This is a genomic window from Actinomadura sp. NEAU-AAG7 (assembly GCF_018603865.1).
Lineage (GTDB): Bacteria > Actinomycetota > Actinomycetes > Streptosporangiales > Streptosporangiaceae > Spirillospora > Spirillospora litoris.
The window spans coordinates 813228-826176 of sequence record NZ_JAHFZY010000001.1 but is presented as its reverse complement, the minus strand read 5'-3'; the positions used below and the strand labels follow the sequence as shown (position 1 = coordinate 826176).

The following is a 12949-nucleotide window of genomic DNA, read 5'->3' as shown; positions in this document are numbered from 1 at the left end:
GCCCCGGATCCGGTAAGCCGCTTGACGTTAACGGAGGGTCACTCCGATACTGGTGAGCGTTCGACGGCTGCGGCCGAAGAGCGTTTCGAGGCCCTCGCGCCTCCTGAGGAAGACCGGGTCCCCGGATTCATGTCCGTGGGACGGCCGGTCTGTTCGGACTACCTCAGGAGGTTCCGTGCGGCCCCTCTCCCACCTGGCCCACCCCGATGGCGACATCGCGTTCGACGCGTTCCACGCCTTCATCTCCCCGGCGCTGCGCGCGGCAGCGCGCGGACCACTGCTCCGGGCAAGGCATGCCGGCCGTGCCTGCGGCGCGCCGACCGGGTCGAGGTGGTGCGCCGACTGCGAGGCGACGGCCGACGACCTGCTCATGGCGAGCTTCAAGCGGCTGCGTTCCGCCCTGGACAAGGTCCCGGCGACCCGCGCGGGGCGGCCCGTCCGAGAAATGGCCCTGCTGGGGGACCACCTGCTGTCAGCAGACGCACAGGGTCAGGACTCCAGCGCGTGGGCGCCCAGGCTTCGGGAAGCGGGGAACATCGCCGAACCCGCGTGGCTGCGGGCCGCACGGGCGCAACTCGTCCACTACCCGTTGCGGCATCTGGAGGCGCAGACGCGACGCGCGGACGCGGTTCGCCGGGGCGCGGCGGCGCGTCCGGACCGGGACCTGCGCCAGGCGGTCTGGGCCGCCCCGTTGCGCGAGGATCCCGCGGGTCTGGAGATGCTCATCATGGTCGTGTTCCGCATACGCCGCAGGGTCTCCGACCCGTTCCAAGTACCGGACGACCTGCGGGAACGCCACGGCCTGACGCACGCGGAGGCGTCCCGGCGCATGGGAAGGGCGCTGTCCGCCCTCCGCACGGCCAACCCGGGCTTCTTCGCCGCCAACATCGAGGAGCCGGTGAACATCGAGCCGCCCACAGACCCGCAGGACGCCTTCGCAGCGGACCGGCTCCATGCCCGCGCGACGCTGACCCGCCTGCTCACAACCCGCGCAGACGAGCCCGACCCGCACGCGACGCGCCGCAGAACGTACCGGAAGGTCACCACCGCCGTATGCGCGATCGGTATCGGCCACCAGGCCGACCCGGTCGCCGTGGCGACCCAGGACCTGGGCCTCGCACCAGAGCCGGCCGGACGGATGGTGCGCCGCCTCGCGCTCCTGGTCGCCACCGCGGGCGTGGACTGGACGGACCGGGTAGCGGAGTTCGCCGACACGTCCGTCCGATGACCGACGTCCGCACACGGCCTCCCGTACTCGACGACGGCACACCTCAGAAGACCAGTGCCGACCACGAAGCCGCCGATCTCAGCTCGAACGGCCAGAACTCGGCGCACCGCAGGTGTAGATTTCAGCACCCCACCGGGCCCAACGGCACAACCAACGGATCGCTGCAAAACCCGCTCCAACCCGCCCCCTCTCCCCACAACCGACGTGCAGCTTTACCGTGGGCTCCTCATCGCCCCTACGAGGGTTCGCAACATGACGATCAGGCCGGATCCGTAGCCCCGGATCATCCACCTCCTCATCGCCCCTACGAGGGTTCGCAACGACACGATGATCCTGGGCTGCCCGTCGCGGGAGATGAGTCCTCATCGCCCCTACGAGGGTTTGCAACAACGAGACGATGTTGCCGTCGTACCCCTCGGCTGGTGTCTTCATCGCCCCTACCTGGGTTCGCAGCCTCCACCCTCGGACGTCTATGTGGAAGTCCTGGAGCGTCTGCGGTCGCCGGTGTCAGCAAGCAGGCCATGTACAGCGACTTACGGGGTCCTGGAGTTGGCCGAGGCCGCGCGGGTCGCACTATTGCGGTGCGGCTATCGCGAACCGTTCCGGCTTCACGAGTCGAGCTCCGCATCAGGATCGCCGAGCTGAACCGCCATCCCGAGTTGCAGCGAATGTGGCGGGACAATGAGGGTTCCGCCGCCCATGAAGGGCTGGCCGAGTACTCGGCCGGATGCGCTCAGGACGGTCGGCTCGACGTGCCCGCGCCTGGTCGCGGTGCCCGCCAGTTCCTCCTGCTCCTTGGCGGCGAGTCCGGGTTCGGCTCGCAGCCGCTCCCACTTCGGCAGCAGCGAGACCACGGATTTGATCCTGCGCGCTCACCGTCCGCGATAGGGGAGCAGGGCACGCGAAGGGTCCCGACACGACGGGAGCCGCGCCCCCGGCTGCCATGGGCGTTCAAATCCCCCCGCCAGGGGCCGCGACCACTCCTCATCCGCCCTGGCGAAGGTCGGCAGGGCGGATGGCCTCGGCGGTGCCTCGGTGTTGAGCGCCGAGCGGGCGGGTGTGTGCACGGAGAGTGATCGATTCAGGACTTGTTGTCAACGGAACTGTGCCATTCAGGACAGCCCACGTAAATATGCAGTGGCTGACACTTCTAACCGCCAAGGTATTCAACGGTCGGCGCCGTCGGATTTGGGCGCCGAACCGCTCGGCACGGAAAGCCGCCTCGGCCAGGAACAGGGCGAGGACCAGCGGAAACATCGCTCGGCGTGCGTCGCCGATGACGTCGCGGAGACTCATCGGTAGGGCTCCGCCCTGATTCTCCGCTTCCGATGATGATCAAGGAACGGCCATCATCGGTTATGATCTTGGTTAGAGGCGGGCGCGTTCGGCGCGGCGCCGCCCGCCTCAGGCATGTTCGGCGCAAAAAGACCCCCGAGGAGAGGACAGCGCCGCGAAAGCGCCGCTGCCTGGCCATCAGGGGCGCGCCACTCGCCCTTCATCCGCTGCACATACGTCGCGACCATCGCGCTACCCACACATCTCATTGGAATGCCTGGATAAGTCGGCGTGCCCGGATGTGATCCAGCTATCGGTCCGTCATCAACGGCATAGCCGACTTCCGCGCGCCCAATTTCTCATGAAAGGTGCAAGAGTTGCCTCGCAACATTCATAAAAGGCTGCTGGTAGGGGCCGTTCTGGGCGTGACCACCCTGTCCTTGACGGGGCTCGGTCCTGCCGCGTCGGCCGCGGCGCCAGCCCCGGCGGACGGCGGCCAGGCGATTGCCACCGGCGGGCCGCAGCGGGCGCAGCGCGCCGGCGTCGAGGCGCCCGTGCTGGCCGGAGACGTCACGTACTTCAGGACCAGGGGCGACAACCCACACATCACGCGCGGGGAGGTGTCGGTCCACGGCTGGTGGGAGAAGATCTCCGGCAAGGCCACCAAGGCGAAGGTCACCGTCTGGCTCCAGGCGCACAAGGGCGCGAAGTGGAAGACGGTCGCCACGGGCAAGCGCACCGTCGGTCCGGGGAGCAGCAAGCGAGCGAACGCGCGGGAAAAGTGCAAGAATCGTACGACCAAGGTCAAGTTCCGTACCGTGGTCGATGTCGACATCATCGGTTACACCGACGGTCCAGAAAAGTGGTACTCCAATGGCTTCACCCTTAAGTGCAAGGTCTGACGCCGAACCCTTGTCGAGAGTGAGGCGCCGTGGCCCGGGGTCCAAGATATGCCGACGTGGAGCGGCACGAACTGTTCCTTGGGCTGCATGGGGTGCTGCGTGTGAACCCCGTCGTCACCGAGCGCTGGCGGCTCGATGATGTGGAGAGCGTTGAGGATGGTGTCAACGCTCTCGCCCTGAGCCGGGCGGACGCCTACGGATGGCCGTCCGTCCGGCGTTGGTCGCATCTGGAGGCCGGTGGAGACTGGACACAGGACCGGCGAATCCGTGAAATCGCCTGGTACCAGGTCAGGGTCGGCCCCCATCCCGCCCAGCGGCTTCCGTTTCATCCGCTCGCGGCGGTCCTCAGGGACACGCTCGACGCCGTCGGCACGTGGGAGCTGGCCGGAGTGCACGCGGTCGTGCCCATGAAAGTGGCCGCCGACGCTCGGGAGGCGCTTGCCTCGATCAACGAGTGGCATGAACTGACGGACTTCCTTCAGCCGGAGAACGAGGTGACCGTCACCGTCGCGGGCCTGCCTCCCGGCGTGGACGTCCATGCCATCGCATCGGCGGTCGAGGAGGCGGGGCAGGGGAAGATCCGCGTCAGCGCCAGGGGCGACCTCGCGCATCCCCTGGGAGCGGTCACGGGTTGGGAGGATCGGCAGGGCGACCGTGCCAAGTCTTTCGGCTGCTCCGTTCGCGGATGGCGGTGGGACGTCGCGGCCTGGGTCATCGAGGTCTTCACCGAGGCCCTGCGCCGGGCTTCGCTCTCGTCGCACGTCCTGGTCATGGTGGCGCGGAACGCGGTCAGCCGCTAACTTGCGGGGGTTTCGTCGTCGTAGAGCCGGGTGGTGATCTTGCCGTCCGCGGTGATGTAGCCGTTGATGATGCCCTTGGTGCTGTGCGGGGTGGCGAGGTTGCCTCTGGGGTCCAGGGCGATGACGCCGCCGGTCGCGCCTAGTGCGGGGACCTTTTCGTTTACCACCGTCGCGGCGGCCCTGGCCACGGGCATGTGGGCGTACTGCATGAGCGCGGAAATGTCGTGGGCGGCGACGCTGCGGATAAAGGCTTCGCCGGTGCCGGTGGAGGAGATGGCCGCGGTGCGGTTGTCGGCGTATGTTCCGGCGCCGATGACCGGGGAGTCGCCCACCCGGCCGGGTTGCTTGTTGGTCAGGCCGCCGGTCGAGGTGGCGGCGGCGAGGTTGTGCGAGCCGTCCAGGGCGATCGCGCCTACCGTGCCACCGGTTTCGGTCTTCGCGCCGGGCTTCGGGTGCTTGGCCTCCATGAGCTGGTTCCAGCGGCGCTGCGTCCAGAAATAGTCCTGGGTGGTGTACGGGACGCCATTGCGGAGTGCGAAGTCGTCGGCGCCCTTGCCCGCCATGAAGACGTGCGGGGATTTCTCCATCACCAGCCGGGCGAGCGAAATGGGGTTCTTGGTGTGGTGGACGCCGGCGACCGCGCCCGATCGCAGGTCGCGGCCGTTCATGATGGAGGCGTCCAGTTCCTGTTCGGCGTCGGCGTTGAACACGGCGCCCTTGCCCGCGTTGAAGTTCGGGTCGTCCTCCAGGACGTTGACGGCCTTTTCGACCGCGCCCAGTACCGGTTCACCCTTCTTGATCTGCGCGTAGCCGGTTCGCAGGGCCCTGGTCAGACCGTCGCGGTACGCCTTTTCCTCTTCGGGTGTCAGGCTGCCGCGGGGCAGGGAGCCGGCTCCGCCGTGGACCGCCAGCACGACGTGTGCCAGAGGCGCCCGGGTGGGCGTCGCCGTGGCGAGTTGGGAGCCGGACAGGGCGATGACCAGCGCGGCGAGGCCGGCGGACACGGGCAGGGAGCGGCGCATGGGAGACCTCCTGAGGTGAACGACCACCGACGTCGTCCCCGGCCCGGCTCCCGCAACACGTTCAATACCTGCCAAACGTCGTGCTCATCGGCGGCGGCGGATGTCATGATCGGCGGTGTGCTGTTCTGTGTCGTGCGGGGGTGCCATGGTTGAGCCTGCGAACGTGCTGCTGTCGGGCATTGTCGGGTCCACCGCCTATGGGCTGGCGGGGCCCGGTTCCGATATCGACCGGCTCGGCGTGTACGCGGCGCCGACCGTCGAGTTCCACGGTTTGACCCCGCCCGCCGGACGCGCGGCGACGACGGTCACGACGAAACCCGATGTGACCTTTCATGAGGCGGGGAAATTCGCCGCGCTCTCCCTTCAGGCGAATCCGACCGTCACCGAGCTGATGTGGTTGCCCGACGAGCTGTATGAGGCCCGTTCCGCTCTCGGCGACCAGCTCATCGGGATTCGGACGGCGTTTCTGTCGGCGGCGCGGGTGAAGGACGCCTATCTGGGATACGCGACGCAGCAGTTCAAGCGAATGGAGACCCGCGGGGACGGGTCCTTCAGCGCCGACACCCGCAAGCGGACCGCCAAGCACGCCCGCCATCTCGCGCGGCTCGTCCACCAGGGGCTCGGCCTGTACCGGACGGGTGAGCTGGACGTGCGGCTGTCCGATCCGGGGTGGTATCTGGGCTTCGGGGAGCGCGTCGCCGCCGGTGACCTCGCCGAGGCCCGCCGGGTTCTGGCGCAGGCCGAGGACGATTTCGCCGCCGCCCGCACGCCGCTGCCGGACGAGCCGGACCGCGACCGTGTCGAGAGCTGGCTGCACGACGTCCGCGCCGCGCATCTGGCGAGGCCCGCCGCGCGGGGGCTCTACCTGGTCGATCTCGACGGGACCGTGGCCCTCCGGCAGGACACCGACGACGTCCGCTCCCCTTATGACTGGAGCCGCGTCGGAGAGGACGTCCCGCACACGCCGATCGTGGAGGTCGTCCGCGCGCTGGACGCGGCCGGGCACCGGATCATCTACCTGTCGGGCCGGTCGGAGGAGTGCCGCGCGGCGACCGGTGTGTGGATCGCCGCGCACGTCGGTGTCCCGGGTGAGGCGCTGCTGATGCGGCCGGCCGGGGACCACCGGCCCGACCGGGTCATCAAACGCGCCCTCTATGAGAGGTTCGTGGCACCGGTCGGGCCCGTGACGGCGGTCCTGGACGATCGCGCGTCGGTCGTGCGGATGTGGCGCGCCGACCTGGGCCTCACCGTGCTGCAGGTCGCCGAGGGCGACTTCTGACCCTGCTCAGGCGTGCGGGCCCGGCGCGGCACTTCCGCTGTATTCGCCCAGGTCGGAGACGAGGCGGGTGAGTTCGGGGACGCGGTCGTAGCGGCGCTGGTGCAGGGCCGCGATCTTGGCGCCCATCCCGGGGTCGAGGTCGTCGGTGATGTCGAACGAGGCGAACCTGTCGACGAGCGGCAGGCCGATCCGGTCCGTCCGCAGGTGGGAGGGATGGGTGAGGTACTCCCAGTAGCCGTCCAGGTCCTCGATGAGGAAGGTGGCGCCCCATTCGTACTCGCCACCGTGGTCGCGTCCGACGGTGAAGGACGTCACGGCCGGGATGGACCGCCCCTGGTTTCGCAGGCTCTCCAGGGCCTCCTCGACCTGCTCGGGGGAGGCGCCGGGCTTGAACGTGAAGCGGTTGCCGTGCACGATCATGATCCTTTTCCCTTCGGGCGAGAGAGTGAGTGGCTGGTCACTCACTCCTACTGAGATTCAGAACCTGGAGCGAACGCGTCCTATTCCTGGGCTACGGGTGGCGGATTCCGGCGTCCAGCAGCCGCGCCCATCCCTCGGGGATCTCGTCGACCCCGGCCGTCACGATCAGGTGGCAGAGTTGGCCGTAGGCCATGAACCGCTGGACGGCCTCGTCGGGCGCTCCGGAGCGGGCCCTGGCCAGCTCGACCACCCGCTTGAGCCCGGCGCGCAGGCCCGCGCCGATCTCGGGGACCTCGGCGACCGACTGCGCGTGCACCTGGAGGAGGAGCAGCGTGCGGTCGGCGATGAGCTGCGCGTAGGCGTCGCCCATCGCGTCGAGGATGTCCGCCGGGTCCGCCGAGGCGGCGGCGCCCGCGCCGCGTTCGAGCGCGTCCACGACCTGGTCGAAGCAGGATTCGAGGGCGGCGGCGAACAGCTTCTCCTTGCTCGGGAAGAACTTGAAGACGTAGGCGGGCGAGATCTTGGCCGCGCGCGCGACGTCCGCGACGGTCGTGCCGTGGTAGCCGCCGTGGGCGAAGGCCCGGACGGCGGTCGCCGCGACGACCGGTCGGCGGAGTTCGGCGGTGGAGAGGATGCCTCGGGCCATGTGAGTGACCGTACAATCACTCATGGCTCTCGTAAAGCGAGACCTCGGCGGCGGCACACGGTGAAAACGAAGCCGGCAAGCGCCCGGCTATGGCGAATCGGCCGCGCCGGCGGCATGCTCAGACCATGATCGATGACGCTGGACCGAGGGGGACGCGGCGGTCCGTGGCGTCGATGTTCGTCACCGCGGCGAGCCTCGCCCTGCCGCTGGCGCTGCTCGCGGGGGCGGTGTACCTGCTCGTCTTCGCGGTCGAGGAGGGCGGCGCGACGCGTGACGCCGCCGCCGGGCGCGGGCGCCCCGGCGTCCTCCTCGCGGAGAAGTGGCGGTGCGCGCGGCGGTGCTCCTGGTACGGCCGTTTCACGCCGCAGACCGGGAACGAGGTGAGGTACGGCGTCGAACTGCGAGGAGCGGACGACGGCGCGGTCAAAGCGGGAAACCGGCTGCCGGGACGCGACGTCGGACGTTTCGTCCAGGCGGACGGCGGCAAAGGCGAATGGGGCTCCACCATCGGCGCCGCCGTCGGCACCTTCCTGCTTCTGGCCTTCGCGGTGGGCAGCCTGGTCGCCTTCTTCGCAGGCAGGGACACCGCGCCCCGGCGACGATCGGTCACGTGATCGGGGACGGCAGGGCCCCTCGCGTCCTCACCGAAGGCCATGATCCCGCCATTGCGGGCCTCGCTGAGAATGCCGTGCGAGTGGGTGGTCAGGGAATCCACATCCAGGCGTCCGTGTGCGTCTCCTTCACGTCGACCGGGATCTTTTCGAGCTGCGTGTCGTCGAGCAGCCGGTAACCGCGGACGACCTCGTGGAGTTCGTTCGATGTGATCACAGCGAACTCGGCCTTCCGCGCGGTCATCCTCGCCTTGAACTCGGGCGCGTCCAGCATGCGGCACGCCCGATTGAGCGCGATCCCCGAAAAGCCTTCGGCGTCTTTGAGGAGATGGCCCGCGTCCAGGGCCAGACGGAGTTGTATCTTCTCGGCGGGCGAGGCGAGCATGTTGTATCCGCGCACCGCGCCTCCGAGTTTGGCGATGAAGTCGCGGAACAGCACCTCGACCCCGACCCTTCCGGTGACGACCAGGACGCCGTCGCCCCGGTCGATGTTCTTCTGCGACCGCCAGGGGACGTTCGCGGCGTCGGACGCCGCCTTGACCATCTCGTGCATGGCGGTGCGGACCTGCGCCTGGTGCACCGCGTCCCGGCTGGTGAAACGCGAGATGTCGACCGCGAAGCAGGTCCTGTACCGGGGTTTCATGACCTCGTGTCCTCGGTGGTCTCGCTCGTCGGCGCCTTCCAGGGCGCCGTCCCGTCCGCGGCCTCGGCCCAGAATTCGATCAATTGCTCGGAGTCCAGGCCGTGCAGGGCGGGGTACTGGTGGAGCCGTCTGCCGGTGACCAGCATCCAGGTCGTGGTCAAGACGATCGCCAACTCGACCTCCTCTGGGCAGCGTGGCGCCGCGCCATGGCGGCGGCTCACGGTAAAGAAGCTTTTTCGTAAGGCGTGACCATTGCCTCTGCCAAGGAGGAGGTTCAGCATCGTGGGGAGACTCCGGACGAGCGAATGAACACCCATACCCTTGCGCACCGACCCTGGATTATGTACCGGTTTGGCCGGAAAAAACAAAGTGAACCACCAGGTCGCGGCAGGAAAAGCCACGAAACGCCAAGAAACGCTGATCGGGCTGACGAGAACAGATCACGAATCGAACGGGTCAGTCCTCAAGGAGCGGCGCCGTCTTCCTGGCCCCGGGAATGACGGCGCGGTCGACGCAGCCGGAGAAGAAGAGCGCGGCGTCCTCGTCGCCCGAGTAGGCGGCGGCATGCTCCAGGACCCGCGCCTGCTGGACGGTCAACTGCGCCCGCGCGGCGCAACCCACCTTGCAGGCCATGAGCAGATCGGTGGCGGGCGACACCCCGGCGGCGGCCGCGTTCGCGGCGAACGACTCCGCGCGCTGGTCATAGGGGTCGCCCGAGGCGAACAGGGCGAGGGCCACCTCGAACAGGACGCCGGGGTCGCCGGTCGCGGCCCGGACGGCGAGCGATCGGGCGTAGGGCCCGAGCGTCGTCAGGCCGTGCAGCTCGATGCTGGTCATCTCGACCGGCTCGGCCCTGGTCAGCGCGCGGGACGGCTCGGAGCCCGGCCCCGGGACGGGCAGCCGCACCGGCTCCTCGGGGTAGGGTCGCGCGTCCCGCAGGAAGATCCCCTGGCGTTCCTGCTCCTTGTCCAGGGTCCGCGCCTCGCTCAGCAGCGCCTGCCAGCCGGGCAGGGTCGAGAGCCCGGGATTGCTGCGGAGCACGCCGTCGGCCCAGGCCAGGTGCTGGAAGGCGAGGATCAGCCGGGACAGCTGCACCGCGCTCGGCAGGCTGTGGTGCGAGCCCATGATGATCTTCTGGATGTTCGCGGTGGACGACAGGCCGGTGCCGTCGGCGGCGCCGGCGAAGTCGGTGTACAGCTCGGGAAGCCGCTTCAGCGTCCGCAGGATCTGTGGAAGCGGGGGTTGTCCGTGCTGGATGTGCGAGTGGTACAGGCAGTTGACCATCAGCTGGTGGGCCGGGGTCCGTCGCGGCGTCGTTGCCATCGGTCCGTCCTTGCGCTGGCGTGCGGACAGGTGCTGAACGTTGCACGTCGCCTCGGCGCGCCGCGTCCACTCGGCATCGGAGGATACGTCCGTCGAGGCTGTCGGTGAAGCGAGCGGGATCGCCGCGCACAGGTGATCGTCCAGGACGGGATGGCCCTGTCGCCACTGGCCAGCCTGTCACGCCCGCCGAGTCAATTCTGTGGCATACGAGACATTTGTCCCCAGCCGGATCACAGCGCGGAGATCATCTCCCGCAGCAGGCCGGGCGTGTGGGCGGGGGGCTCGGCGATGACCGCCAGCAGGTCCATCGCGTACAGGTGCCGCTTGTGATCATCCGGATAGTAGGCGGCGTTGAACTGTTGCAGGAAGACCACCTGCCGGACGTCCTGGTCGTGCAGCACCCGCACCAGCGTGATCGGGCTGCGCGGCAGGTCATGCCCGACGGTCAGCGGGATGATCTGGATCGTCACATGCGGCAGCTCGCACAGGTCCAGCAGGTGGTCGAGCTGGCGGTAGGTGGTCTCGGGGGTCCCGACCCGGCGGCGGAGGGCGGTCTCGTCGATGATCGCCCACAGCCGGGGCGGGTTGCGCTCGTGCAGGACGCGCTGGCGCCGCATCCGCAGTTCCAGGCGTTTGGCCAGCTCGCCGGCGTCGGCCCCCGGGTTGGCGCCGCGGATCACGTGCGCGGCGTAGGCGGGATGCTGGAGCAGGTCGGGGACGGCGCCGACCGTGTAGCAGCGGATGATCTCGGCGGCCTGCTCCGCGCCGAGGTAGGGCAGGAACCACGAGCGGATGAACGGGCGGTACGGCTGCCACCAGCCTTCCTGCCGCGAGCTGAGGGCAAGTTGCAGAAGTTGCAGGCGGGCGGCGTGGTCGGTCAGGTCGTACAGGGAGGCGAGCGCCATCACGTGGTGCGGGTCGGACGCGGTCACCCCCCGCTCCATCGCCTTCAGCAGGGGCAGCGACCCGATGGCCGCGCCCGCCGTCTCGGACGTCACGCCGTTGCGTTCGCGCAGGTCACGTAGCTTGGCCGCCAACAGCAGCCGGGGGCGCGTCAGCGCGTCGGGGTCTTCCGTCGGCAGCCACAGTGTGTGCACGCCTCACCTCCCCTGGACGCACCGCCGGTCGAGCCCCGGTTGCCACCGGTTTCCGACGGCCGACCCCGGTTGCCGCCTGGCCGACTCCGGTTGCCGTCGGTCGCCCCGCAAGCTTGCCTGATCGCCGCGCGCCTGGAAACCCCGACCGAAATACGGGCAGGAATGCGCAGGCGGTCATGCCGGGAAGGTCAGGGCTTTCGGCCCACGCCACCGAACTGGTCGACCTCATCCGGCAGGAGGTCGGTGGTTTCGGGCCGCCATCGATTGCAGGACACGATGCCCGGCTCCAGCAATTCCAGGCCCACCGCGCCGAACAGATCCTCCAACTGGCGCTTGGAACGCCAGACGCCCTTGGGGGTGGCGTCCCGGTTCCACATCTCGACGGCGTCCCGCGCCCGCACGCCGGTGACCTCGTCGGTCTGGTGGCTGATCGCCAGATGGCTGCCCGGGGCGAGCCGCCCCATCAGCCGGCCCAGGATCCGGCGCGCCTGCTCGTCCTCCATGATGTGCCAGACGACGCCGAGCATGGTGACGGCCACGGGCCGGTCGAGGTCGAGCGTGCGGCCCGCCTCGTCCAGGATGTGGTCCGGGTCGTGCAGGTCGGCGTCCAGGTAGGCGGTGACACCCTGCGGCGTGCTGGTCAGCAGCGCGCGCGCATGCGCCAGTACGAGGGGGTCGTTGTCGACGTAGACGACCCGGGCGTCGGGGCGCAGGCGCTGGGCGACCTCGTGGGTGTTGTTGGAGGTCGGCAGGCCCGTCCCGATGTCGAGGAACTGGCCGATGCCCGCCTCTCCCGCGAAGAACTCCACGACCCGGCTCAGGAACAGCCGGTCGGCCCGCGCCTGCGCGACGATATCGGGCAGCACCCGCTCGATCTCGTCGGCCATCGCCTTGTCGGCCTCGTAGAACTGGTGGCCGCCGAGCCAGTAGTCCCACACGCGAGCGGAATTGGCGACGTTCGGATCGAGGCCCGGAACCGATGGCAGATGCTCCTCGAAACGCTCACCCATGATCATCCCACCAAACCAGACAAAAGTTGTTTTCAGGCTAAACAATCCGAGCGGCGGGCGCGAGGGCCTTAAGTGGAGGGCACCGCCGATTGGCAGAGGACAACGGTCTCACCCGGCACAATACAGCGCCGCCGCCTCACCCCTTGGCCGATCCCCCTCCGTGACTCCCGGCATTCATCGCGCCATGGCCCCCAATGCGCCGATTGGACAACAGCAGCCGCAGGTCCACCCGCGCGGCTCCCACCTGCGCACCCCGGGGACGCGGACGGCTTCGATTAACTTCAAGGGCCGGGACGCCGGGCTTGGACGGGTCCACCTTCGCCGGACCGGCCCATGGAGACCTATCGATTTTATGGAGAAGACGCTCACCCGCGAAGAAGCGCTTTTACGAAAACAGCCCATCACCTTCGGCCACGAGCGCCTTTCGATGCGTGAGCACAAGCAACCGTTTGCGTGATTGACCGATCACCGGGAGTCGGTCGCGCGGCGGTCGGGCGGCCCTCTGGAAGCGCTGCTTCGGTCAGCGATCAACAGGAGTTTCGGCCGCCCCTTTCCAGGAGGATGGAACGTTCGAGGCTGGTGGGGCGGGTGGGAGCATGAGATCGAACTGCCTGGGACGCCGATGTTTAAAAAAGTTAAGACAGAAAGTCTATCGAAAAAGACGCCGTTGACCCCCTTCCTCGGATAGGAATA

14 protein-coding genes and 1 CRISPR repeat array are annotated in these 12949 nt (G+C 68.7%); of the genes, 6 read left to right on the top strand and 8 right to left on the bottom strand.

Annotation, left to right across the window (positions count from 1 at the left end):
• Positions 1-175 precede the first annotated feature (175 nt).
• The 4 genes from KLI87_RS03895 to KLI87_RS03880 all read left to right on the top strand — a co-directional run bounded on the left by KLI87_RS03895 (position 176) and on the right by KLI87_RS03880 (position 4205).
• Positions 176-1228 (top strand): hypothetical protein, encoded by a 1053-nt coding sequence (locus KLI87_RS03895; RefSeq protein ID WP_214615847.1) that lies wholly within the window; start codon positions 176-178, stop codon positions 1226-1228.
• Positions 1229-1450: 222 nt separating this feature from the next.
• Positions 1451-1682: direct repeats of the CRISPR family, unit length 30 nt; unit sequence CTCCTCATCGCCCCTACGAGGGTTCGCAAC.
• 67 nt (positions 1683-1749) lie between these two features.
• Entirely contained in the window at positions 1750-2304 is a 555-nt protein-coding gene (locus KLI87_RS41815) for a TetR/AcrR family transcriptional regulator C-terminal domain-containing protein (protein ID WP_374225411.1), read from the top strand.
• A 624-nt stretch (positions 2305-2928) separates the two neighbouring features.
• A complete protein-coding gene (locus KLI87_RS03885; RefSeq protein ID WP_214615845.1) occupies positions 2929-3405 on the top strand; it encodes a hypothetical protein in 477 nt (158 codons plus the stop codon).
• A 56-nt stretch (positions 3406-3461) separates the two neighbouring features.
• Positions 3462-4205 carry a hypothetical protein gene (locus KLI87_RS03880; protein WP_214615844.1) on the top strand — a complete coding sequence of 248 codons (744 nt, stop codon included), beginning with the start codon at positions 3462-3464 and terminating at the stop codon, positions 4203-4205.
• Here the strand turns inward: KLI87_RS03880 and KLI87_RS03875 are convergent.
• The gene (locus KLI87_RS03875; protein ID WP_214615843.1) at positions 4202-5227 is read right to left on the bottom strand and encodes an isoaspartyl peptidase/L-asparaginase family protein; all 1026 of its coding nucleotides are present in this window, start codon (positions 5225-5227) and stop codon (positions 4202-4204) included. The two genes, KLI87_RS03880 and KLI87_RS03875, sit on opposite strands and share 4 nt — an antisense overlap.
• 145 nt (positions 5228-5372) lie before the next feature.
• On the opposite strand from KLI87_RS03875, the gene KLI87_RS03870 reads away from it, so the two are divergent.
• Positions 5373-6506 (top strand): DNA polymerase beta superfamily protein, encoded by a 1134-nt coding sequence (locus KLI87_RS03870; protein ID WP_214615842.1) that lies wholly within the window; start codon positions 5373-5375, stop codon positions 6504-6506.
• 6 nt (positions 6507-6512) lie between these two features.
• Here KLI87_RS03870 and KLI87_RS03865 read toward each other — a convergent pair whose 3' ends face one another.
• Positions 6513-6926, bottom strand: coding sequence for a Dabb family protein (locus KLI87_RS03865; protein WP_214615841.1), 414 nt, complete (start codon positions 6924-6926; stop codon positions 6513-6515).
• Between the two features lie 91 nt (positions 6927-7017).
• Entirely contained in the window at positions 7018-7572 is a 555-nt protein-coding gene (locus KLI87_RS03860; protein WP_214615840.1) for a TetR/AcrR family transcriptional regulator, read from the bottom strand.
• 125 nt (positions 7573-7697) lie between these two features.
• Between KLI87_RS03860 and KLI87_RS03855 the strand changes: the two genes are divergently transcribed.
• Positions 7698-8186, top strand: a complete 489-nt coding sequence (locus tag KLI87_RS03855) for a hypothetical protein (protein WP_156220283.1) — start codon at positions 7698-7700, stop codon at positions 8184-8186.
• 88 nt (positions 8187-8274) lie between these two features.
• Here the strand turns inward: KLI87_RS03855 and KLI87_RS03850 are convergent, their stop codons facing one another.
• From KLI87_RS03850 to KLI87_RS03830, 5 genes are all read right to left on the bottom strand, one after another.
• Complete coding sequence (locus KLI87_RS03850) at positions 8275-8826, bottom strand: hypothetical protein (RefSeq protein ID WP_214615839.1); 552 nt, start codon at positions 8824-8826, stop codon at positions 8275-8277.
• Positions 8823-8999 (bottom strand): hypothetical protein, encoded by a 177-nt coding sequence (locus KLI87_RS03845; protein ID WP_156220285.1) that lies wholly within the window; start codon positions 8997-8999, stop codon positions 8823-8825. The genes KLI87_RS03850 and KLI87_RS03845 overlap by 4 nt, the downstream gene beginning before the upstream one ends.
• A 283-nt stretch (positions 9000-9282) precedes the next feature.
• Entirely contained in the window at positions 9283-10149 is an 867-nt protein-coding gene (locus tag KLI87_RS03840) for a hypothetical protein (protein ID WP_156220286.1), read from the bottom strand.
• Between the two features lie 230 nt (positions 10150-10379).
• Positions 10380-11246 (bottom strand): DUF5753 domain-containing protein, encoded by an 867-nt coding sequence (locus KLI87_RS03835; RefSeq protein ID WP_156220287.1) that lies wholly within the window; start codon positions 11244-11246, stop codon positions 10380-10382.
• A 188-nt stretch (positions 11247-11434) separates the two neighbouring features.
• Entirely contained in the window at positions 11435-12256 is an 822-nt protein-coding gene (locus tag KLI87_RS03830; RefSeq protein ID WP_214615838.1) for an SAM-dependent methyltransferase, read from the bottom strand.
• Positions 12257-12949: the final 693 nt, after the last annotated feature.

Coding starts and splice junctions, on each gene's coding strand:
- KLI87_RS41815 (WP_374225411.1), top strand. CDS start 1,750: ATGTACAGCGACTTACGGGGTCCTGGAGTTGGCCGAGGCCGCGCGGGT.
- KLI87_RS03875 (WP_214615843.1), bottom strand. CDS start 5,227: ATGCGCCGCTCCCTGCCCGTGTCCGCCGGCCTCGCCGCGCTGGTCATC.
- KLI87_RS03870 (WP_214615842.1), top strand. CDS start 5,373: ATGGTTGAGCCTGCGAACGTGCTGCTGTCGGGCATTGTCGGGTCCACC.
- KLI87_RS03865 (WP_214615841.1), bottom strand. CDS start 6,926: ATGATCGTGCACGGCAACCGCTTCACGTTCAAGCCCGGCGCCTCCCCC.
- KLI87_RS03860 (WP_214615840.1), bottom strand. CDS start 7,572: ATGGCCCGAGGCATCCTCTCCACCGCCGAACTCCGCCGACCGGTCGTC.
- KLI87_RS03855 (WP_156220283.1), top strand. CDS start 7,698: ATGATCGATGACGCTGGACCGAGGGGGACGCGGCGGTCCGTGGCGTCG.
- KLI87_RS03850 (WP_214615839.1), bottom strand. CDS start 8,826: ATGAAACCCCGGTACAGGACCTGCTTCGCGGTCGACATCTCGCGTTTC.
- KLI87_RS03840 (WP_156220286.1), bottom strand. CDS start 10,149: ATGGCAACGACGCCGCGACGGACCCCGGCCCACCAGCTGATGGTCAAC.
- KLI87_RS03830 (WP_214615838.1), bottom strand. CDS start 12,256: ATGGGTGAGCGTTTCGAGGAGCATCTGCCATCGGTTCCGGGCCTCGAT.